This window comes from Pseudomonas sp. Teo4 (genome assembly GCF_034387475.1).
Classification (GTDB): Bacteria; Pseudomonadota; Gammaproteobacteria; order Pseudomonadales; family Pseudomonadaceae; genus Aquipseudomonas.
In genome coordinates this window covers 1,958,464-1,980,120 of record NZ_JAXCIL010000001.1, presented here as the reverse complement: position 1 = coordinate 1,980,120, position 21,657 = coordinate 1,958,464, and the positions used below count along the sequence as shown (strand labels likewise).

The 21,657-nt window shown below is 65.3% G+C and carries 15 protein-coding genes; 11 read left to right on the top strand and 4 right to left on the bottom strand.

Annotated elements, in window-relative coordinates; translation table 11 throughout:
• Positions 1-97: 97 nt before the first annotated feature.
• From PspTeo4_RS09040 to PspTeo4_RS09030, 3 genes are read right to left on the bottom strand one after another with little or no spacing between them, the layout of a single operon-like run.
• Positions 98-2,188, bottom strand: coding sequence for an HlyD family efflux transporter periplasmic adaptor subunit (locus PspTeo4_RS09040; RefSeq protein ID WP_322363328.1), 2,091 nt, complete (start codon positions 2,186-2,188; stop codon positions 98-100).
• Positions 2,188-3,534 (bottom strand): efflux RND transporter periplasmic adaptor subunit, encoded by a 1,347-nt coding sequence (locus PspTeo4_RS09035; RefSeq protein ID WP_322363327.1) that lies wholly within the window; start codon positions 3,532-3,534, stop codon positions 2,188-2,190. The genes PspTeo4_RS09040 and PspTeo4_RS09035 overlap by 1 nt, the downstream gene beginning before the upstream one ends.
• Entirely contained in the window at positions 3,521-4,282 is a 762-nt protein-coding gene (locus PspTeo4_RS09030; RefSeq protein WP_322363326.1) for an efflux RND transporter periplasmic adaptor subunit, read from the bottom strand. The genes PspTeo4_RS09035 and PspTeo4_RS09030 overlap by 14 nt, the downstream gene beginning before the upstream one ends.
• Before the next feature lie 160 nt (positions 4,283-4,442).
• Here PspTeo4_RS09030 and PspTeo4_RS09025 point away from each other — a divergent pair, with 160 nt between their 5' ends.
• The 11 genes from PspTeo4_RS09025 to PspTeo4_RS08975 all read left to right on the top strand — a co-directional run bounded on the left by PspTeo4_RS09025 (position 4,443) and on the right by PspTeo4_RS08975 (position 20,589).
• On the top strand, positions 4,443-6,752 hold the full coding sequence (locus PspTeo4_RS09025; protein WP_322363325.1) for a tetratricopeptide repeat protein: 2,310 nt from the start codon (positions 4,443-4,445) through the stop codon (positions 6,750-6,752).
• A gap of 362 nt (positions 6,753-7,114) precedes the next feature.
• On the top strand, positions 7,115-8,089 hold the full coding sequence (locus tag PspTeo4_RS09020) for a MoxR family ATPase (RefSeq protein WP_322363324.1): 975 nt from the start codon (positions 7,115-7,117) through the stop codon (positions 8,087-8,089).
• An 11-nt stretch (positions 8,090-8,100) separates the two neighbouring features.
• Positions 8,101-9,051, top strand: a complete 951-nt coding sequence (locus tag PspTeo4_RS09015) for a DUF58 domain-containing protein (RefSeq protein ID WP_322363323.1) — start codon at positions 8,101-8,103, stop codon at positions 9,049-9,051.
• Positions 9,048-9,545 carry a DUF4381 domain-containing protein gene (locus PspTeo4_RS09010; protein WP_322363321.1) on the top strand — a complete coding sequence of 166 codons (498 nt, stop codon included), beginning with the start codon at positions 9,048-9,050 and terminating at the stop codon, positions 9,543-9,545. The genes PspTeo4_RS09015 and PspTeo4_RS09010 overlap by 4 nt, the downstream gene beginning before the upstream one ends.
• Positions 9,532-10,512, top strand: a complete 981-nt coding sequence (locus PspTeo4_RS09005; RefSeq protein WP_322363320.1) for a VWA domain-containing protein — start codon at positions 9,532-9,534, stop codon at positions 10,510-10,512. The genes PspTeo4_RS09010 and PspTeo4_RS09005 overlap by 14 nt, the downstream gene beginning before the upstream one ends.
• Complete coding sequence (locus PspTeo4_RS09000) at positions 10,509-12,110, top strand: VWA domain-containing protein (protein WP_322363319.1); 1,602 nt, start codon at positions 10,509-10,511, stop codon at positions 12,108-12,110. Before PspTeo4_RS09005 ends, PspTeo4_RS09000 begins: the two co-directional genes overlap by 4 nt.
• Complete coding sequence (locus tag PspTeo4_RS08995) at positions 12,107-13,417, top strand: BatD family protein (protein ID WP_322363318.1); 1,311 nt, start codon at positions 12,107-12,109, stop codon at positions 13,415-13,417. The genes PspTeo4_RS09000 and PspTeo4_RS08995 overlap by 4 nt, the downstream gene beginning before the upstream one ends.
• A gap of 43 nt (positions 13,418-13,460) precedes the next feature.
• Positions 13,461-14,471, top strand: coding sequence for an HAD family hydrolase (locus tag PspTeo4_RS08990; RefSeq protein ID WP_322363317.1), 1,011 nt, complete (start codon positions 13,461-13,463; stop codon positions 14,469-14,471).
• A gap of 84 nt (positions 14,472-14,555) precedes the next feature.
• Positions 14,556-16,124, top strand: a complete 1,569-nt coding sequence (locus PspTeo4_RS08985) for an arylsulfatase (RefSeq protein WP_322363316.1) — start codon at positions 14,556-14,558, stop codon at positions 16,122-16,124.
• Positions 16,125-16,374: 250 nt separating this feature from the next.
• Positions 16,375-18,903 (top strand): fused MFS/spermidine synthase, encoded by a 2,529-nt coding sequence (locus PspTeo4_RS08980; RefSeq protein ID WP_322363315.1) that lies wholly within the window; start codon positions 16,375-16,377, stop codon positions 18,901-18,903.
• 54 nt (positions 18,904-18,957) lie between these two features.
• Complete coding sequence (locus PspTeo4_RS08975; protein ID WP_322363313.1) at positions 18,958-20,589, top strand: mechanosensitive ion channel family protein; 1,632 nt, start codon at positions 18,958-18,960, stop codon at positions 20,587-20,589.
• Here PspTeo4_RS08975 and PspTeo4_RS08970 read toward each other — a convergent pair whose 3' ends face one another.
• Complete coding sequence (locus tag PspTeo4_RS08970) at positions 20,590-21,609, bottom strand: AraC family transcriptional regulator (protein ID WP_322363312.1); 1,020 nt, start codon at positions 21,607-21,609, stop codon at positions 20,590-20,592.
• Positions 21,610-21,657: the final 48 nt, after the last annotated feature.

The window sequence follows — 21,657 nt, the reverse complement described above, 5'->3', positions numbered from 1 at the left end:
TATTGCGGTGATCTTGAGGTCGTCGCTGTACCTGTGGGAGCCGGCTTGCCGGCGATGAGGCCATCAGAGGCAATACAGGACGGGGATAGGTCCAGCCTCAGAACCCGCTTTCCCGCAAGCCGACACCCACCACCCATTTCCCCAGTTCGCCCAGCACGCTGCGCTTTTGCCCTTCGATCTTCAGCCGGCCACGGGTCTCGCGCACACTGGCCAGCGGTTCATCCAGCGCCACCAGCACCTGGAACAGTGCATTGCCAGGCACCAACGGCTGGTTGGTGGTCGGCACCGGCCCGCCAAAATGCGAGGACAGCATGCGGTGGGCCAGCTGCGCAGCACGGGTGCTGCCGATGGCCAGAACCTTGCCGCCGACCGGTGTGGCCTGGCCTTCGGGGTAGAACTTCACGGGATTGCCCACAGCCAGGTGATGTACCTGGTCCTGGGCGACGTAGGCATCGACCTGCCAGTGGCGCGGGTCGATAAGCATGCCGATCGACTCTTGCCGGTTGAGCCACTGGCCGGCTCGCAAGTCTGGGTCCAGGTCCAGCCAGACCCCGGCGAACGGCGCCTGCAACGTGAGGCGGGCCAGTTCGCTACGGGCGGCTCGAGCTTCTTCGGATTGCACATTCAGGCGTTGCCGGGTGGCGGCATCCTCGGCCAGCCCGCCAGGGTCGGCCAGCAACCCCGACAAGCGTGCGCGGTAACTGCGGGCGCTGGCCTCGCTGCTGCGCAGGCGCGAGTCGAGGTCCGGTTCTTCCAGCACCGCCAGCACCTCGCCAGCGTTGACCGTGCCGCCCTGGTGCAGGCTCTGCAGCCGTGCCGGGTAGGGGGTGTACACCCGCAATTGGTGCTCGGCGCGTGCCACGCCAACAGCATCGACCTGGCTGTGCCAAGGCACCGCCAGGGCAGCGACGACCAGGCCCAGGACCAGGTAAAGGGCCTGCTTGCGCCTGCCAGGAATATGCGCGCGCTGTCGCCACCAATGGCTGAGCTCGCGTTTGACCGGTAACGCGATAAACCACGCCAGTTCGACCATGAACAGTACGATCCCCAACAACTTGAAGAAGAACAGGTAAACCGCCACCGCGATGCCGAGGAACAGCACCAGACGGTACAGCCAGGTGGTGAAGGCGAACGCCACCAGCAGACGCCGCTGGCCAACTGGGAAGGGCTCGGGCCATTCCTCGTCCAGCCCCAGCAGGTTGCGGCGCAGGGCGACCCTGGCCAACGCCGAGGCGCGTTCGTGCAGGTTGGGAAAATCGAGCAGGTCGCTGAGGATGAAATAGCCGTCAAAACGCATGAACGGGCTGGCATTGAGCGCCAAGGACAGTGCCCAACTGGTGGTCGCCAGGTACAGCAAGGCGTTGCGCAAGGCGCCAGGGTCGCACAGCGCCCAGCCGAGAGTGGCCAGGCCGGCCAGCGACAGTTCGGTGACGATGCCTGCCGAGGCGATTGCCAGGCGCTGGCGGGGGCGCTTGAGTTTCCAGCTTTCGCCCGTGTCGGTGTAGAGCATCGGCCACAGCACCAGAAACGCCATGCCCATGTGGGCCACCCGCAGCCCCAGGCGCGTGGCGACCAGGGCGTGACCCAGTTCGTGCAGGGTCTTGGCGGTGATCAGGGCCAGGGCGAAGCTGAACAGCCCTTCGGTGGAGAACGACTCCACCACCGCGTGGGTAAAGGTGTCCCACTGCTGCATCACCAGCACCACGCCCAGCAGGCTCAGGCCCAGCACCAGCAGGCCGGTCAGCGGGTGGAACAGCCAGCCAAGCAGCGCGGCCAGGCGCTGCAGGCCGACCTGCGGCCGCAGCAGGGGAATGCGAAAGAACAGGTAGTGATGCAACCACCAGCGCCAGCTCAGCCAGGTGCGTTCCTCACCCTTGGCGCGCAGCTTGTCCAGCTGCGCGGGGCCAGGCCGCAGCAGGTGGTGCTGTTCGAGAAACGCGCGCAGCGCCAGTACCTGTTCAACATCAGGTTTGAGTGCACAATGGCGCGCCACCTGTTCGCTGACCTGGCGCGGCGTCTGGCCCCAGCGCAGCAGGCATTCGAACTCCAGCCAGCCAATGCGGTAGAAGCGGTTGACCACCGTGTCGTGGATCATCCAGGCCGGCTCGCCCTCGCGGTTGTCGGCCGCTTCGCACAGGCGCAGGTCCTCGCGTAGGGGCGGCAGCGGCAGGTCGGCAGGGTCGAGCATTACCAGCCGCTCCAGGCGCGCAAGGTGGCCAGCGGCCGGCGCAACAGGTAATAACCGAGCATCACCCGCCCGCCATACAGCTTGGCGGTGCCGTGCAGGCCCAGGCGGGCATGTTCGGACTGCTCGTCGATGCTGGCCAGCAAACGGTAAGCCACTACACCGTCGTCGCTGGGCCGGGCCTGGTAGCTGGTCTCGAGGATTTTCCCCTTCAGCGGGCTGAGCGGGTAGGCGGTGAGGAACAGGGTGACTTCGGCGCCGGGTTCAAGGGCAATGGCATCGGCCACGGCAAGCTGAATCTGCATGGCGGGTTGCGCCGGGTCGGCCACGTGCATGATGCGCTCGCCCGTCGACACCGGCTTGCCCAGCCAGTCGTTGGGGTCGCTGAATACCGCCACGCCGGCCCGTGGCGAGGCCACTTGGGTGCGCCGCAACTGAGCCTGCACGGCGGCCAGTTCCGCCCGGCGCTGCTGGGCACGGCCTTCGAGCAGGGTCAGTTCGCTTTTGCTCTGCGGGTTGTCGAAAGCCCGTTGGCTGGCAGCGGCCAGTTCGGCATCGGCCACCGCGACCTCCTTGCCCAGTACTTCGGCACGGCTGCGCAGGGTCGTTTCGTCAAGGGAGAACAGCGGCGTGCCGGCCTCTACTGGCTGGTTGGGGCGAACCAACACCTGGGCGATCACCCCGTCAATGGGCGAGCTGATGATCTGCGCCTGGCGCGAGACAATCTGCGCCGGTGCCAGTGCCGTCTGGCGCACCGGCACCAGCAACAGGCCGCCAAGCACCAACAGCACCACCAGCAGTTGCCGGCGGCTGGGGCGCCAGCGGCGATGGCCACGGCGCCGGGTCAGTGCGCTCCAGCAGTAGGCCCAGGTGCTGACCAGGCCATCGAGCTGTTGCTCCAGCATCGCAGGCGGCGCTGCCTCCAGCAGCATCACCAGCAAGCCCAGGCGCTGCCCTTCGCGGTCGTGCAGCGGCAGGCACCACAGGCCCGAAGGCCACCACTCGTCCCAGCCTTGGGCGATGTCTTCGGGAGGCGCGGCGTCGGCCCTGTTCAGCCAGACCGGTCGAGTGCCGGTGACGCGGCCAGCCAGCCAGCGACTGGCGCGCTTGAGCCAGACCAGGTACGGCGAGTCCTCACTGGGGCGCGCCAACCCCGACACGCACAGCAGGTCAAGGTTCGACGGGCCTTGGGCGAAGACCAGTGCCTGGTGGAAGGGCAGCAGCGGGTAGAGGTCGTTGGCCATGCTGAACGCCAAGGCCGACAGCGACTCGGCGGCCAGGGCCTTGTCGCGCAGGGCGTCCAGCTGCAGCAGCAATTGCGGGTGCGGCAGCGGGTTATTCACGGTCATGGTCGAATCGCGCCGTGCCGCTCATGCCCGCCATCAGTTCGGGGAAGCGCTGGTCGAACCGCGCTTCCAGCTCCACGGTCTGCGCGACCGCATCGACCCGCGCATTGATGACGCTGACCTTGGCCGGATAGGTCTTGCCGGTCTCGTGGATGCTGACCTCCAGCACCTGCCCGGCGGTGAGGGTTTTCAATTGGCTGGAAGGCACGTTCATGCGCACTTTCAGGGCGCCGTCACTGACCAGGTCGAACAACGGCGTGCCGGCACTGACAGTCTGGTAGGGCTTCACATAGACCTTGGCCACATGCCCGGAAAACGGCGCCAGCACCTGGCAGTAGCCCATCTGCGCTTCGCCCATGGCGCGGGCGCCATCGGCCTTTTGCACCTCGGTGTTGGCCATGGCCACTTCAATGTCGCCCACCGCGTCGAGCTTGCGCAGCTGTTTCTTGGCCTCCAGGTTCTGTCGGGCCATGGCCAGTTCGGCCACCGCCACCTTGCCCCGGGCCTGGGCTTCGCTGCAGTTGAAGCGGGCCAGCACGCTGGCTTTGTCGACATGCTCGCCGAAGCGGGTTTTCAGCTCGCCCAGGGTGCCATTCATCTGGCTGGACAGGGTGGTTTCCAGTTCGGCGGCCAGCAGTACACGGATCGGCTGCGGCTCTTCGCCGGATGCGCCCTGTTCGGCGTAGGTGACATGACTCGTCAATGCCAGCAGCAGGGGCAGGCAACGGTGTCCAACGACGGGCATGAGCATTCTCGGTTCCTTGTTGAGAGGCGTCGTGACGTGCAACGAAAACGCTGCAACGCATTCATCTTAGGAAGGATTTCGGGCTTTGCCCAACCGTCTGCCGCGCACATGGCAGTTGCCATGCCTTGTACTACGCTGCACCGGGGACCGGGACTGGAGCGATCGCATGGTGCATGGCACGTTGGTATCGCTGGCAAGGAGCTGGGGCCTGGCGCTGCTGCGCTTGTGCCTGCTCGGCCTGATGTCGTGCAGTGCAGCGCTGGCGGCTTCCGATGGGCAATTGCCGCATCAGTCCAAGGACCGCCAAGGTTATGCCGACGCCAGTAGTTGCCTGGGTTGCCATGCCGAGCAGGCAGGCCAATGGCAGCATTCCGACCACGCCTGGGCATTGCGTGATGCCACGGCGGCCAATGTGCTCGGTAATTTCGACGATGCGCGCTTCGACGAAGCCGGCGTCAAGGCGCGGTTCTTTCGCAAAGCAGACGGCTACTACGTCAACATTGAAGGCGAAGACGGCAAACCGGCCGATTTTCGCGTGCTCTATACGTTTGGCTTCGAACCCTTGCAGCAATACCTGGTGGCGCTGTCCAGGGGGCGCCTGCAGGCGCTGACCCTGGCCTGGGACAGCCGTCCGGCCGGGCAGGGCGGGCAGCGCTGGTTTTCCTTGTACCCGGGGCAGCGCTTCGCACCAGACGCCCCCTTGCACTGGACCGGCCGTTACCAGAACTGGAACGCCATGTGCGCGGACTGCCATTCCACCGCCTTGGCCAAACACTACGACGACCTCAAGGACAGCTTCGCCAGCACCTGGCAGGAGCAGAACGTGGGTTGCCAAGCTTGCCACGGGCCAGGTCAGGCCCATGTCGACTGGGCAACCCAGAACCCCGGCGCTTCGCCGGCCAAAGGGCTGGCGATTGATTTCAAGGCGTTGGGCAGCCAGGGGCTGGTCGAGCAGTGCGCCTATTGCCACAGCCGTCGCCAAGGCCTGGGTACCGGTCAGCTTCCTGGCCATCCGCAACTGGATCAGAGCCTGCCGGCCACCCTGCGTAGCGGCTTGTATCACGATGCAGGCCAGATCGATGGCGAGGTGTACGAGTACGGCTCGTTCACCCAAAGCAGGATGTACGCAGCCGGGGTAGGCTGCACCGACTGCCACAACCCCCACACCACCAAAGTGCGCATCGAAGGCAACGGCCTGTGCCTGCAATGCCACAATACCCAGCCCAACACTGCACGTTTCGCAGGCCTGCAGGCCAAGGACTACGACAGCCCGGCGCATCATCACCACACGGTCGGCTCGCCCGGTGCACAGTGTGTGAACTGCCACATGCCGACCAGGAACTACATGGTGGTCGACCCACGGCGTGACCATAGCCTGCGCATCCCGCGCCCGGACCTTGCGGCCACAGGGCCCGATGCCTGCACCAGTTGCCATCAGGACCGCACGCCGCAGTGGGCGGCCAGCGCCCTCGAAGGCTGGTTCGGTACGCCCAAGCGCCCCGCGCATTACGGGCAGGTCTTCCACGCCGTGCGTCAGGACCCATCCACCACCCTCAGCCGCCTGGGTTACCTGTTGGCGGACAAGAGCAACCCGTCCATAGTCCGCGCCACCGCCGCCGACCAGTTGGCGGACATTGGCCCCGCAGCTGCCAGCAACCTGCGCTGGGCGCTGCAGGACAAGGACGCCCTGGTGCGTGCCTATGCGGTGGCAGGCTTCACCAGCCTGCCGCCCGAACAACGTCTCAAACCCCTGCTGCCATTGCTCGAAGACCCCACCCGAGCGGTGCGCGACGAAACCCTGCGGGCATTGGCCGATGTGCCCGCCGACCAGCTGCCAGAGGCCAATCGCCAGTCGTTCCAGGCCATGCTGGCAGAGTACGAGCAGCGCCTGCGCGGCAATGCCGACCTGCCGGGCGGGCGTTTGAACCTGGCCGTGCTGCTGCAACGCCAGGGGCGCGACGAGCAGGCCATGCAGCAGTATCGCCAGGCCTTGCGCATGGACCCGTATTTTGTCCCGGCCAGGGTCAACCTGGTCACGCTGGCCAGCAGTACCCAGCGCCTGGACGATGCCGAACAGTTGTTGCGCGAAGGCGTGGCGCTGGAAAAAATGCCCGAGGCCGACCACGGCAACCTGGCCTACATGCTGGCGCTGCTGCTGGTCGAACGGAACAAGCCGGACGAGGCGGTGGGCTGGATGGAGCAAGCCGCCGTAGCGCTGCCGGGCAATTCACGCATTCGCTACAACCAGGGTCTTCTGCTGTCGCGCATGAACCGCCGCGATGAAGCCCTGCAAGCCCTGCGCAGCGGGCTGCAGCAATCGCCGCAGAACGCCGACCTGTTGTATACGTTGATCTACCTGCATGCCTTGGAAGGTGAACGTGAACAGGCCTTCCCCTATGTGCAGCGGATGCGCGAAGCGGCGCCGGATGATCCGCGCTTGCAGGCCATCGAGCCGTACTGGCAGAAAGGGCAGTGAGTACGGGTTGAGGTAGGCGGTGGGTTTGAGATCGAGCGCCGCCCGCGCGGCGCATCGCGAGCAAGGCTCGCTCCTACGTTTGTTTCGGGCCAGTTATGCCTGTGGGATTTGCGCGCGAACGCCTTGGCGCATGGCTTGATATCGAGTCGTGCAAACCAGGCGGTCGCGCGCGCCTGTCACAGGCGTTATTGGCCGTAAACAAACGTAGGAGCGAGCCTTGCTCGCGATGCGCCGCGCGGGCGGCGCTCGGTTTCTGCAACACCACAGAACCAACGCCATGCTCTCTTCACGACACCCCATTGCAGTGCGCCCCGGCGCGGCTAGATTTACCAGACCGCCCAATCCGCCCAGAGGCCGCACCCGTGAATACCCACGAACACGTCCAGGCACTGGAAGCATCGGTCGCTGAAAAGGTGCTAGGCCAGGCCGACACCATTCGTCATGTACTGCTGGGCCTGCTCGCCAACGGCCATGTCCTGCTCGAAAGCCTGCCAGGCTTGGCCAAGACCCGCACGGTAAAGGCGCTGTCCACCCACCTGGAGGCGCAGATGCGGCGCATCCAGTTCACCCCCGACCTGCTGCCGTCGGATATCACCGGGGGCGAGATCCTGCAGCAGACCGCCGAGGGCAACAAGATCAGCTTTCAGCCCGGCCCGCTGTTCGGCAACGTGATTCTCGCCGACGAAATCAACCGCGCGCCGGCCAAGGTCCAGGCCGCCTTGCTCGAAGCCATGGAGGAGCGCCAGATTACCGTGGCCGGGCAAAGCTACCCGATGCCCGGGCTTTTCATGGTCATGGCCACCCAGAACCCGATCGAACAGGAAGGCACCTACCCACTGCCCGAAGCGCAGATGGACCGCTTCCTGATGAAGCTGCAGCTCGACTACCCACGCCCCGAAGATGAAGCCCAGGTACTGCGCCTGGTGCGTGCGGAGGACCAGGCCAGCCACGAGGCAGCGGCGCAACCGGTGCGCCTGGCCCAGCAGGTGATCTTCGATGCCCGCCGCGAGGTGGCGCAGGTGCATGTGGCGCAGGCGATCGACCGCTACCTCATCGACCTGATCAACGCCACACGCCATCCGGGTGAGCATGACCCTGACCTGGCGCGCTGGATCAAGATCGGCGCCAGCCCGCGTGGCGGCATCAGCCTCGACCGGGTGTCGCGTGCCCACGCCTGGTTGTCAGGCCAGGACTTCGTGTCGCCCGACAATGTCCGCGCCGTGGTGCACCCGGTGTTGCGCCACCGCCTGCAACTCTCCTATGACGCAATCACCGATGGTGTGGCGGCCGATCAGGTCATCGACCGGTTGTTGGACAAGGTGGCCATTCCCGCCTGACGGATACGCCCATGGATGCGAACAAGCTGGTGCCGGACGGCTTCGTGTATGCCTCGCTCGCCGAGCTCATGGCGCTGGAAGCGCGTGCCAGGGGCTTGAGCTTCGTCGCGCGGCAGCCGTTGGCGAGCATCCTGTCCGGCAACCACGCCTCGCGCCTGCGTGGGCGCGGCCTCAGCTTCGACGAATTGCGTCATTACTTGCCCGGTGATGACCTGCGCCACCTCGACTGGCGCGCCTCGCTGCGCTACGGCAAACCGTTCGTGCGCACCTTCACCGAAGAGCGTGACCGGCCCACCCTGGTGTTGGTCGACCAGCGCATGAGCATGTATTTCGGCTCACAGCGCTACTTCAAGTCGGTGAGCGCCGCGCAGCTCGCGGCCATTTGCGCCTGGATGGCCTTTCATGCGGGCGACCGGGTGGGCGGCCTGGTCTTTGACAGCCAGCAACTGGAGTACGTGCGGCCGCTGCGCAGCCGGGCGCGGGTCGAAGCCCTGTGCAGCGCTGTGGTCAAGGCCAACCACCGGCTGTCGGCCTACGCCGCCGACCAGGAAAACGATGCACAACTGGACAGGGTGTTACGCAGCTGCGCGGCCAGCGCCGGCCACGACCATCTGATTTGCATCATCAGCGATTTTGCCGGTATCACGGCCAACACCTTGCCCTTGCTGCGTCGGTTGAGCCAGCACAACGATGTGATTGCTATCCAGGTCTACGACCCGATTGCCCTGCAAGTACCGGACAAGGGGCGGCTCAACGTTACCCAGGGCGCCGTGCAGGTGGAACTGGCGGTCGGCCAGCGGCGCATCAACCGGCCCTTGGGCGAATTCCTCGCCGGGCGTCTGCGCGATGTGGCCGAATTGCTTAGGCGCAGCCAGGTACCGTTGATGCTGATCAGCACGGGTGATGACAGCCTTGATCAATTGCGTCGTGAGCTGGGCCGTCTGGCCCAGGTGCCACGATGAACACCGCCGCACCGTCCATCGACCAATTGCGCGAGCTGTCACCGGGCATGCCGCCGTTCAGTTACCTGCCGCAGACCTGGGCCTGGTTGGTACTCGCGGTGCTGGCGTTGCTGCTGGCCAGCCTGTGGGGCGCGCTACGCTGGCGTCGTTGGCGGCGTGACCAATACCGCCGCGAGGCGCTGGCCCGGCTCGATAGGTTGGCCGCCAGCCAGGGCGAACAACGGCTGGCAGCGCTGCGTGAACTGCCAGAACTGCTCAAGCGCGTGGCGCTGTCGATGCCTGATGCTCCGCCCGTGGCCAGCCTGGCTGGCGAGCAGTGGCAGGCCTTTCTTGATCAGCGCGCACCTCGGCCATTGCCAGCCGGCTTTGCCGACACCCTGCATTTGCTGGCCTACGCACCCGAGGCCAGCCTGCGCACACTGGACGCCCAGCAGGTCAGCGCGCTGTTCAGCGCCAGCCGAAGCTGGATCGAGGCGCATCATGTGGCAGTTTGACTACCCGTGGGTGTTCCTGCTGTTACCGGTCGCGTGGCTGGCCTATCGCCTCCTGGGCCACTATCAGGAAGGCCGCAGCGCCCTGCGAGTACCGTTTTTCGCGGCCATGAGCCGTGCCATCGGCAAGCAGCCGGGGGAGGTCGGCGCCAGTGCGGGGCGTGCGCAATTGCTGTTGAACCTGCTGGTCTGGTGCCTGCTGGTGGCCGCTTGCGCAAGGCCTGTGCTGGTGGAAAAGCCGATCCAGCGTGAGCAGCCGATCCGCGACATGATGCTGGCGATCGATATCTCCCAGTCCATGGAGGCCACCGACTACACCAACGCCAACGGCGAGAATACCGACCGCCTGAGCGCGGTGAAATCGGTGGTGCGTGATTTCATCGCCAAGCGCAAGGACGACCGCATCGGCCTGATCGTATTCGGCACCGGCGCCTACCCGCAGGCTCCGTTGACCCTCGACCACGCCAGCCTGTTGCTGTTGCTCGATGGAGTCGGCATCGGCATGGCCGGGCCCAATACGGCGCTGGGCGATGCCATCGGCCTGACCATCAAGGCCCTGAAGGACACCCAAGAGCAGGAAAAGGTGCTGATTCTGTTGACCGACGGCAACGACACCAGCAGCGCCATCACCCCCGACCATGCGGCGCAACTGGCTCGGGCCAATGGCATCGTGGTGCATGCGATCGGCATCGGAGACCCTCAGGCGACCGGGGATGACAAGGTCGACCTGGCGACCCTACAGGCCATTGCGCGCACCACGGGCGGCCAGTTCTTCCGCGCCGATGACCGCCAGGCGCTGCAGCAAGTGTACGCCACCCTCGATCGCCTGACCCCGCACAAGGTGCAGACCTTCAGTCATCAGCCCAAGCGTGATCTGTTCTTCTGGCCGCTGGGTGCCGCCGCGGGCCTGCTACTGGCGGGGCAGTTGCTGGCCATGGTGCGAGCGCGGTTCATGGAGGCGCGGGCATGAGCGTCGACCTTGCGGCTTTGCATTTCCTGCGCCCCTGGTGGTTGCTGCTCATTCTGCCGGGTGTGTTGCTGCCGCTGCTCTGGCTGCGCCGGCTTGACCTGCGGCGCCAGCTCAATGGCATCATCGCCCCGCACCTGGTCGAACACCTGATGATCACCCCGAAAGACCCGCATCGTCTGCGCCCGGTTCACGTGCTCGGCGCCACCCTGGTGCTCAGCGCCCTGGCCGCTGCCGGGCCGACCTGGGAGCAGGACACGCCCGACTTTCTGGACGACCGTGCACCGCTGATCGTCGCCGTGGACCTGTCGCCGTCCATGGATGCCGACGACGTGCCGCCCAGCCGACTGGCAGCCGCCCGGCACACGCTGCATGACCTGGTGATGCGTCGCGGTGGTGCCCGCACCGGGCTGATTGCCTATGCCGGCAGCGCACACCTGGTGCTGCCGGCGACCGAGGACCCTGGCTTGCTCGATACCTTCATCCAGGCGCTGGCCACCGACCTGATGAGCAAGCCCGGCAAGGATGCGCTGGGTGTGATCGACCAGGCGCTGAAGTTGCTGGAGGCAGAGAACACCCCGGGCACTCTGGTGTTGCTGACGGACGGCGCCGACGCCAGCCAGTTCGATGCCATTGGCAAGCGCCCGACCGGTACACAGCTGCAAGTGTTGGTGCTGGCCGTCGGTAGTCAATCCACCGGCCCGCTGCGTACCGCCCAGGGCATGCCCCGGCTGGACGCAGCGGGGCGACCGGTACAGGGCGATTTCGACGCTCAGGGCCTCAAGGGCCTGGCCAAGGCCGCCAGTGCGCCACTGGGAAGCCTGTCGTTGAACGACGACGACCTCGACTGGATCGAACTGCACGCCCAGCGCCACTTCAAGGCCGCCAGTGCCGACGCCGGGCAGGTGCACTGGAAGGACGCCGGTTACTGGCTGTGCTGGCCGTTGCTGTTGCTGGTGTTGTTCAGCGTGCGCCGCGGCTGGCAGGTGAACTGGCTGCCGGGCCTGATCGTGGCGCTGTTGCTGGGCATGCCAGCCGGGCCCGCCCGCGCCGGGGCCCTGGCCGACGCCTTCTTCACCGCCGACCAACAAGGGCGCTGGGCGTATGAGCACGGGTACTACCCGCAGGCCGCCGCGCACTTTCACGACCCGTACTGGAAAGGTGTCGCCGCTTACCAGGCGGCGGATTTCGAAGCCGCGCTGGCGAGTCTGGGCAAGCTGGACACGGCACCCGCCTGGTTCTATCAGGGCAACAGCTATGTGCGTTTGTTCAAGTTTGCCCAGGCGAAAGCCGCCTATCGCCAGGCTCTGCGTTTGCAGCCCGATTTTGCCGAAGCCAAGGCCAACCTGGCGCTGGCCGAGGCGTTGCTCAAGGACTATGAGGACCAGCAGCAGGCAGGCACACCGGACGAAAAAGCCGACAAGGTGGTGGAAGACCAGACCCCGACGGCCGGTGGTCAGCAACAGCAGCAGAAGACGCCCCAGGCTGCTTCGGACCAGCTGTGGCTGAACAACCTCACCACATCGCCCGCACAGTTTCTCAAACGCAAGTTCTCGATTCAGGATGCCGCGCAGCAGCAAGCGGCCCAGGGGGCGCCATGAGTCGTCTTGCCTGGTTGTTGCTCGCGTGCCTCGCGGGCCTCGCCCGCGCCGCCGAACCTGACGTTCGCGTGCAAACGCGCCTGGTGCCGGAGGCCGCGATCATGACGGGTGCCACGGTGAGCCTGGAGGTGGACCTGCTGGTCGACACCTGGTTCACCGCGCCCCCTGAGCTGCCGGTGCTGCAACTGCCAGGCGCGGTAGTCAGCCCGCCCGGAGGGGAGGCGCAGCACCTGAACCAGCGGATCGATGGCAAAGCCTTTTTCGGCCTGCGCTACACCTACCAGATCACCCCGAGCACCGCGCAGCGGTTCACGATTCCGGCCCTGACCTTCCGTGTGCACCCCGGCCAGGCCAGCGCGGCGCAGACCGTTCAAAGTCAGCCGTTGTCGTTCGAAGCCAAGGGGCTTGCTGGCGACAGCGGCGAACAACGGCTGGTGGCGCAAGCGGTCGAGGTGAGCCAATCCATCGAGCGTTCACATACCCCGTTGCGCGCAGGCGACAGCATCACCCGCCACCTGCATATCGTCGCCCGTGGCGGGCAGGCAATGCTCATACCTCCGCCGACGTTCGCCGAGGTCAAGGGCCTCAAGCGCTACGTGCTGACCCCCAGCGTGACGCCGCTCAGCGACGGGCGCGGTGGCACCCTCGGTGGCCAGCGCGAGGACAGCGTCAGCTATGTGGCCAGAAGCGCAGGCCACTACCAGTTACCGGCTATCGAAGTGCAGTGGTGGGACGCCGCCAGCGGTGAGCAGCGCCGCGCCTCGGTACCGGCGGTGGACGTTGAGGCAGGCGAGGGTGCGTACCAGGCACCGTTTTCCTTGAATGAAGACCTGCGTGCGCTCGGCCAAGGCGCGCGGGTCAGCATTGCCAGCCACGGGTTGTGGCTGGTGCTGCTGTTGCTGCTGGTTGGCGGGTTGGCCTGGGCGGGGCGCGCCTGGGGTGTGCAGGGCTGGCAGTGGCTGCGGCGCTGGCAAGCGCGCCGCCATCAGGCCTGGCTCGACTCGCCCGGCTATGCCTGGCGCCAGGCGCGCAAGCAGTGCGCCAGTGAGCCCGCGCGGCTGGACGCCATGTACTTGTGGCTGCGGCGTACCACGGGCCGGCGCACGCTGTCGTCAAGTGAACATCCCCAAAACGGGCAAAGCGAGGCTGCTTTGCTAGCCTTTTTGCAGGTTTTTTATGCTGCCGGGCGCGCTGAACGGCCTTGCGCCGATACCCGGCGGGGCTTGCTGCAAAGCTTGCGCAAGCGGGTCGAGGCCGATAAGGCCGCGCCTCGCGGCAAGCACGCGCTCAAGTCATTGAACCGCTGACGCAGTCCAGTCGGGTCGGCACATTTCGCAAGGATGGTTGACCATGCGCCAAGTACTGGGTGGTTTTTCCGTCGTTCGTGCGTTGATGTTTGTCTTGCTGCTTCTGCCGGCCTTGCAGGTCTTGGCGGCCGAACCACTGGCGTCCTGGCGCGAGGGGCCATCGCGCAAGGCGATCGAGGCGTTCGTCGTAGCCGTGACCCAGGAGGGCGGCCCGGACTACGTCGCCCCCAACGAGCGTATTGCGGTGTTCGACAACGACGGCACCCTCTGGAGCGAGCAGCCCTTGTATTTCGAGGTGCTGTTCGCCATGGACGAGGTCAAGCGCCTGGCGCCGCAGCACCCGCAGTGGCGCAGCCAGCAGCCGTTCAAGGCTGTACTGGAGAACGATCACCAAGCCTTGGCCGCCCAGGGCATGGACGGCCTGCTCAAGATCGTTGCGGCCACCCACTCGGGCATGAGCAGCGAGGACTTCATCGCCCGCAGTCGCAGCTGGTTGGCCAGTGCGCGCCATCCACGCACGGGCAAACCCTACACCGAAATGGTGTTCCAGCCGATGCTGGAGCTGCTGGGCTATCTGCGTGACAACGGTTTCAGGACCTACATCGTCTCTGGCGGTGAGGTGGCGTTCATGCGGGCGTTTGCCGAGGAGGTGTATGGCATTCCACCGGAGCAGGTGATCGGCACCACCTTGGACGCAGCGTTCCAGGACCAGCAGGGCAAGCTGAGCATCCAGCGCCTGCCCAAGGTGCTGCACAACGACGATGGCCCCGGCAAGCCGGTGAGCATCGATTCGATCATCGGTCGTCGGCCGCTGCTGGCGTTCGGCAATTCAGACGGCGACCTGCAGATGCTGCAGTGGACCATGGCCGGCAAGGGCCGGCGCTTTGCCGCGCTGGTGCATCACACCGATGCCCAGCGCGAATGGGCCTACGACCGCAAAAGTTCGGTAGGGCGCCTGGACAAAGCCCTGGACCAGGCTCAGGCCAACGGCTGGACCGTGGTCGACATGGCCAGTGAATGGCGTCGGGTCCACCCCTTTGAAACACCGCAATGATTCATCAACCAGCCGCAGTCGCACGGTGACTCCCGTGCCAGCAGTCGTGGACGACAGCAGTGACGTGAAACGGAGAGCGTAGCTATGAAGTCCAGTAGAGCTTGGTTGTCGGCGGCCGCCCTCGCGGCCACGGCAACCTTCGGGGTGGGGTTGGCCAGTGCGGCGGACAAGCCGAACATTCTGGTCATTTTCGGCGACGACATCGGTCAGACCAACATCAGCGCCTATGGCAAGGGCGTAGTGGGTTACCAGACGCCGAACATCGACCGTATCGCCAAGGAAGGCATGATGTTCACCGACTATTACGCCGAGAACAGCTGCACCGCCGGCCGGTCCACGTTCATCACCGGCCAGTCGGCGCTGCGCACGGGGTTGTCCAAGGTCGGCATGCCCGGCGTGCCGGTGGGGCTGCAGGCGCGTGACGTGACCATTGCCCAGGCGCTCAAGGCCCAGGGCTATGCCACTGGGCAGTTCGGCAAGAACCACCTGGGCGATAAAGACGAGTATTTGCCGACCAACCATGGGTTCGATGAGTTCTTCGGCAACCTCTACCACCTCAACGCCGAGGAAGAGCCCGAGCGACCCTACTGGCCCAAGGATGACCAGGAGTTCGTGAAGGCCGCTTCGCCACGCGGGGTGATCAAGTCCAGTGCCGATGGCAAGATCGAGGATACCGGTGCGTTGAACTCCAAACGCATGGAAACCATCGACGATGAAACCACCCAGGCTGCCATCAACTTCATCGACAAGCAGGTCAAGGCCAACAAGCCGTTCTTCGTGTGGATGAACACCACGCGCATGCACGCGTTCACCCATGTACGTGAAGCCATGAGAGGGCAGAGCGGCATGGTCGGTAACGAATATGCCGACGGCATGCTCGAGCATGACGGTGACGTCGGCAAACTGCTCAAGACCCTGGATGACTTGAAGGTCACCGACAACACCATTGTGGTGTACACCACCGACAACGGGCCAAACCAATGGTCGTGGCCAGATGCAGCCACCACACCGTTCCGCAACGAAAAGAACTCCAACTGGGAAGGTGCTTTCCGCGTGCCTGCAATTGTCCGTTGGCCGGGCAAGATCAAGGCCGACACGATCAGCACCCAGATGTTCTCGGGCCTGGACTGGTTCCCGACGTTGATGGCAGCCGTGGGTGATACCGACATCAAGGACCGCTTGCTCAAGGGCGCCGATGTGGGTGGCAAGAACTTCAAGGTACACCTGGATGGCTTCAACCAGCTGGACTACCTGACGGGCAAGACCGACAAGAGCGCGCGCAACGAGTTTTACTACTTCAGCGATGACGGTGACCTGGTCTCCATGCGCTTTGGCGACTGGAAACTGGTGTTCTGCGAACAGCGCGCACCAGGCGGCCTGAAAGTGTGGAGCGAACCGTTCGTATGCTTGCGTGTACCGAAACTGTTCAACCTGCGCATGGACCCTTACGAGCGGGCCGATGTGGTGTCTGACCAGTACTATGATTGGTTGACCAAGAACGACTACCTGATCTTTGAAGGTACCCGCAAGGCTGCAGCGTTCCTGCAGACCTTCGTCGACTACCCACCAAGCCAACGCCCGGCCAGTTTCAGCATCGACCAGATCCGCGCCGACGTGGACAAGAAGATCGAGGAAAAGATGAAGAAGCAGTAACACTGCTCTGAAGGCAACATCTTGTGCGAGCAACTGTCTTGCTCAAGATCTGAAAAGCTTGCGCGATTGCTGTGGGAGCCGGCTTGCCGGCGATACTGCCAACGCGGTGCCTGGCACCGGCTTCGCCGCTGATCGCCGGCAAGCCGGCTCCCACAGATTGCTCGCTGATTCGATGAATTACATGTTGTTGCATGAGTGTCCACGTCAGTTTCGCCCACCACAGTTCCGTCATCGAACAAGGCATTCATCCATGGCACCACCTGCAGCATCCTCCGCTGTAACCCATGCGCCTCACACACAAGCACGCCTGCTGTTGGCACTGCCTGCCACGCTGCTGTTCGTTTCCGGCGCTGCCGGCCTGGTCTACCAAGTGTTATGGATCAAACAACTGTCGCTGGTGGTGGGCGTGGAAGTGCACGCCGTCGCCACCGGCATCAGCGCTTTTTTCGCCGGTCTCGCCCTGGGCGGCCTGTTGTTCGGGCGCTGGGCCGACCGCTTGCAGCGCCCGGTGCGGCTGTACGTAGTGCTTGAACTGGCCGTCGCCTTGCTGGGGCTGGGCGCTACCCTCGGGCTGGCCCAGGCCGCCGGGCCGTTCGCCCGCCTGGAGGCCAGTGTCGGCCTGCTGGCCTGGGCCTTGCCGTTCGTGCTGGTGGGGCTGCCGGCGCTGCTCATGGGCGGCACCTTGCCGGTGCTGGCAAGGGCGCTGACGCCTGCCAGCGGGCAACTGGCCGAGGCGGGCGGGCGGTTGTATGCGGCCAATACCGCGGGTGCCATTGCCGGCACCTTGCTGGCGGCATTCGTGTTGCTGCCGCGCCTGGGCGTCACTGGCAGTGCCTGTGCCGCCGCCAGTCTGAACCTGCTGGCCGCGCTTTGGGCCTGGCTGGCACGCGGTCGCGACGCAACCTTGGCGCAACCTTGCAATGCCCCCTCGACGCCGCGTTCGGCGCAGGCACGTCTTGCCGTCGGGTTGTACTGCATCGCCGGGGGCGTGGCGCTGGGTTATGAGGTGGTCTGGAGCCAGTCGATAGTGCCCTTCATGAGCACTCGGGCGTTTGCCTTTGCCGTGGTGCTGGCCACCTACCTTGGCGGCCTGTTGGCCGGCAGTGCGTTGTATGCCAGGCGTGCCGATCGCATTCGTGATCCTTGGGGGCTGTTCGGCCTGTTGATCGCCATCGCTGGCCTGCTCGCGCTGCTGCAGCTCGCCGGGTTGGGGCGCTGGCTGGTTCTGGCCCAGACCCAGGCGGAGCTGGTCGCCTTGCAAGTGACCGGCAGTGAGCTGGCGGGCATGTGCGCACGCTTTGCCGTGGCGGCCCTGTGCATGGTGTTTCTACCCACCACCTTGCTTGGCGCCGCGTTCCCGTTGGCATTGCGCCTGGCGGTAGACAGCGGCCATGTGGGCCGGGACGTGGGCGCGGTGGTTGCGCTCAATACGCTTGGTGGCATCGTCGGCGTGCTGCTCACCGGCTTCGTGCTGGTGCCGCAGCTGGGGCTGGTGCGTACGCTGGGCATGCTGGCGGGCATTGCAGCGCTGGTCGGCCTGGTTGCGGTCTGGCGCGGCAAGGGTGTGCGGCGCCCGGCTGTGGTTGGCGTCGGCCTGGTTGCACTGGCGACCTTGCTGGTGGCGCTGTCGACGCCACCGCAGCGCCTGGCCGAGCTGCTGCCGGGGGCGCGCAACGGGCAACTGACCTATTACCACGAAGGCAAGGGCGGCACCGTGGCGGTCGTCACCCAGGGGCGCCAGGGCCAGAACTTCAGCCGGCTGTACATCCAGGGCGTGTCCAACACCGGCGACGCCATGCCGTCGTTGCGTTACATGCGCCTGCAGGCATTGCTGCCGCTGCTGATTCACAGCGGCGAGCCGCGCTCGGCGTTGGTGATCGGCTTTGGCACCGGTATCACTGCTGGGGCCATGCTGCGCTACCCTGGCCTTGAGCGTTCGGTGGTGGCGGAGTTGTTGCCCGAGGTGCTGCAAGCAGCGCCACGTTTCAATGGCAACTACGCCGCCGTGGTCGACCCCCGCTTGGACATTCGCCTGCGCGACGGCCGCCGTGAGCTATTGCGCAGCGAAGAGCGCTACGACCTGGTGACCCTGGAGCCTCCACCGCCCTCGGCGGCAGGCGTGGTCAACCTTTACTCCCGCGACTTCTACCAACTGGCCGCCGCGCGCCTGCAACCTGCCGGCCTGGTGGCCCAGTGGCTGCCGCTGCCGACCCAGAACGATGAAGACAGCCGCTCGCTGGTGCGCAGCTTCATCGATGTGTTCCCCCATGCGACGCTCTGGACCACCGAGCTTCACGAGATGCTGCTGATTGGCTCGCTGCAGCCGCTGCAACTGGACGTACCACGCATTCGCCAGCGTCTGGCGCAAGCCCCCGTGGCCCAGACGCTGGCGGAGGTTGGCGTCGATTCCGCACAGGCCTTGCTATCCACTTGGGTCACCGACCGTGCAGGACTCGAACGCTACGCGGCCAACGCCCTGCCGGTGACCGACGATCAGCCGCGCATCGAGTACGCCAACTGGGTACGCCCACGGGAGATAACCCGCGTGCTGCCTGCCTTGCTGGCATTGCGCAAGGCGCCGCCATTGCTGGGTGCCGAGCCTGCGTTCAGCAGCGCGGTGGAAGACCGCTGGCGCGTGCTGCAGCAGTTCTACAGCCTGAGCCTGCATGCCTACAACGGCAATCGCCAAGCCTGGGCACGGGAAGCCGCAGCGCTGGCTCGCAGCGACGGTGACAACCCTTATTTCCGCTGGTTTCTAGGGCCAGGCGCTGGACGCTGAACGCTGTGCTATCACTAAGGGTGCCGTTTGGCTCAGAGGCTTGGGAGCTTCTCGATGAAGCGCGTCTTCTACGTGTTATTTGTACTGATGAGCTGGTTGCCCATGGTCGGGCAGGGCGCGGAACCTGCGGGCAGCCCTACGGATGGTGTGCCTGGCGAGCCCGCCGAGCTCAGAATCGCCAACCGTACCATCTTCACCTTCCACGCCACCCTGCTGGGCGAAAGCCCGGCCGCCCGGGCACAGCGGGCACAAGCGGTGATCGAGGAAGCCCTGCGCGGAACCGATGACCTCAAAGTCAGCGTCGATCGCATCCTGAATAGCCAAATGGTCCTGCTGGGTGGTCGGCGAGCGTTCATCGTCGCACCGCTCGACCTCGAGCTGGCCGGAGGGGATACCCGCGAAACGGCCGAGCAAGCCGCCGCTGCCTTGCGCCAGGTAGTGGAGGAAACCGGCGAGTCGCGCAGCGTGCGTTTCCTGCTCAAGGCCCTGGGCTTCTCGGCCCTGGCGACGCTGATCTACGTCGCGCTGTTCAAGGGCGCCAACCTGGGCCGGCGCAAATTGCGCGGGCTGTTGCCGAAGATGATGCGCAGCCATGCCAGCCAGATCCGTGTCGGGCAGTTGCCGCTGTTCGACATGCAGTACGTGTACTACGTGATCGACCGCTTGTTGTGGCTGGTCTACTGGATCGTGGCATTCCTGCTGAGCTACCAGTGGCTGAGCTTCGTGCTGTCGCAGTTCCCCTACACCCGGCCCTGGGGGGAAAGCCTGAATGTCCACCTGCTGGACCTGCTGCGCTACCTGCTGCAGGGCGTTCTGCATGCCATCCCCGGCATTGCCGTGGCGGTGCTGATCTTCTTCATTGCCCGTGGCGTCAGCAACTTCAGCCGGCGCATGCTCGAGCGCATGGCCCGGCCTGGCACGATCAAATGGCTGACCGAGGAAACCCTGCAGCCGACCACGCGGCTGACTTCCCTGGCCATCTGGCTGTTCGCCCTGGTGATGGCCTACCCGTATCTGCCGGGGTCTGGCACCGAAGCGTTCAAGGGGCTGTCGGTGCTGCTGGGCCTGATGATTTCGCTGGGGGCCTCCAGCGTGGTCGGGCAGGCGGCGGCGGGGCTGATTCTCACCTACTCGCGCACCCTGAAGGCCGGCGAATACGTGCGGGTGGGCGACAACGAGGGCACCGTGACCGAGGTGGGCATGTTCAACACCACCATCCGCACCGGCCTTGGCGAAGTGCTGACCCTGCCCAACTCGATGATCACCGGCTCCGTGACCCGCAACTATTCGCGGGTGGTGCAAGGGCAGGGCTATATCGTCGATACCGTGGTCACCATTGGCTACGACACACCCTGGCGTCAGGTCGAGGCGATGCTGGTGGAGGCGGCCAAACGCACCGACGGAATTCTGTCGAACCCAAGGCCCCAGGTGTTCCAGACCGGGCTTTCGGACTTCTACCCGGAATACCGCCTGGTGGCCCAGGCAGTGCCCAGTGAGCCAAGGCCGCGGGCAGAGCTGCTGAGCCTGCTGCATGCGAACATTCAGGATGTGTTCAACGAATACGGCGTGCAGATCATGTCGCCGCACTACCTGGGCGACCCGCAGCAGGAAAAATGGGTGCCTGCGGAGAAGTGGTACACCGCGCCTGCACGCGCACCCGACGAGCGTGACGCGGGTCAGCGCTGATCAGTTGCACTGCGCGACGATTGCCGGGTCGCCGTGCAGTCGCCGGTGTTCCAGCGGTGTCATGGCGAACCAGCGCAGGTGGGCCCGGCAGAACGAGGTGGTGCGGCGGTAGCCCAGCTCGCTGGCGATCTGGCCGACGGTCAGGCTGGTCCTGCGCAGCATCTGTTGCGCCTGTAGGCGGCGGATGTTGTCCAGGTAAGCCTCGAAGTCTATGCCGTCGATGGCCAGGCGACGCTGCAAGGTGCGTGGGTTGAGCCCCAAGGCTAGCGCCACTTGCTCCAGGGTGCAGCGCTGGTAGGGCAGCAAGGCCTGGATATTGCGTTCGACCTGGGTGCGCAGGCTGTCGCAGGTGATGTTCTGGTTTTCCAGAAAGTGGCGGACGATGCCATGCAACGTGGCATCGTGCTTGATGCAGGGCTCCTGCAATACCTCCGCAGACAGGACCAGGCTGTTGTGCGATTGGCTGAACAGCACCGGGCAGTTGAAGTAGCGCAGGTAACCGCCGGGGTCACCCAGTGGCGCGTGGCGCAACGTCACGGCCCGGGGGCGCAACGGGGTACCGCGCAGTTCACCGATCAATAGCTGTGCGCCAAGTACCGACTTTTCGATTATTTGCGGCGTCTGCTCAGCGCTGGGCAACCCATTGTCGAAGTACAGCTGTGCCTGCCCGGCGCGATGCTCCAGGCGATAGTGAAGTGTTGGGCTGTAGTGGCGCATGTAGCGGATCACCGCGACCAGCGCGTGGCCTACGGTAGGTGCGGAGCTGGCCAGGTGGCTGAGTGGGCCGATCAGCGTCGACCCTTGCAGCAGCGCCAGTTCCAGGCCGAACCGTGGCAGGCTCAAGGCATGGGCGCTGCCTTCGAACAGCTGCACCAGATGGACATAAGGCAGTGTCTTGCCGAAGTTGCCGACAACATCCTGGTCGATTTGCAGGGGCGCCAGAAAGTCACGCTGACGCATCCCATGTTCAGCCAGTAGTTCGCGGTATTGCAGCAGCGCTGTGCCGCGGATGCTGTCCATAAGCTTGCACCTGTGCTTGCCTATGAGTGGCTGCCCCGCTGCAGGCCA

Coding starts and splice junctions, on each gene's coding strand:
- PspTeo4_RS08970 (WP_322363312.1), bottom strand. CDS start 21,609: ATGGACAGCATCCGCGGCACAGCGCTGCTGCAATACCGCGAACTACTG.
- PspTeo4_RS08975 (WP_322363313.1), top strand. CDS start 18,958: ATGAAGCGCGTCTTCTACGTGTTATTTGTACTGATGAGCTGGTTGCCC.
- PspTeo4_RS08980 (WP_322363315.1), top strand. CDS start 16,375: ATGGCACCACCTGCAGCATCCTCCGCTGTAACCCATGCGCCTCACACA.
- PspTeo4_RS08990 (WP_322363317.1), top strand. CDS start 13,461: ATGCGCCAAGTACTGGGTGGTTTTTCCGTCGTTCGTGCGTTGATGTTT.
- PspTeo4_RS09005 (WP_322363320.1), top strand. CDS start 9,532: ATGTGGCAGTTTGACTACCCGTGGGTGTTCCTGCTGTTACCGGTCGCG.
- PspTeo4_RS09030 (WP_322363326.1), bottom strand. CDS start 4,282: ATGCTCATGCCCGTCGTTGGACACCGTTGCCTGCCCCTGCTGCTGGCA.
- PspTeo4_RS08985 (WP_322363316.1), top strand. CDS start 14,556: ATGAAGTCCAGTAGAGCTTGGTTGTCGGCGGCCGCCCTCGCGGCCACG.
- PspTeo4_RS09015 (WP_322363323.1), top strand. CDS start 8,101: ATGGATGCGAACAAGCTGGTGCCGGACGGCTTCGTGTATGCCTCGCTC.
- PspTeo4_RS09000 (WP_322363319.1), top strand. CDS start 10,509: ATGAGCGTCGACCTTGCGGCTTTGCATTTCCTGCGCCCCTGGTGGTTG.
- PspTeo4_RS09025 (WP_322363325.1), top strand. CDS start 4,443: ATGGTGCATGGCACGTTGGTATCGCTGGCAAGGAGCTGGGGCCTGGCG.
- PspTeo4_RS08995 (WP_322363318.1), top strand. CDS start 12,107: ATGAGTCGTCTTGCCTGGTTGTTGCTCGCGTGCCTCGCGGGCCTCGCC.
- PspTeo4_RS09040 (WP_322363328.1), bottom strand. CDS start 2,188: ATGCTCGACCCTGCCGACCTGCCGCTGCCGCCCCTACGCGAGGACCTG.
- PspTeo4_RS09010 (WP_322363321.1), top strand. CDS start 9,048: ATGAACACCGCCGCACCGTCCATCGACCAATTGCGCGAGCTGTCACCG.
- PspTeo4_RS09035 (WP_322363327.1), bottom strand. CDS start 3,534: ATGACCGTGAATAACCCGCTGCCGCACCCGCAATTGCTGCTGCAGCTG.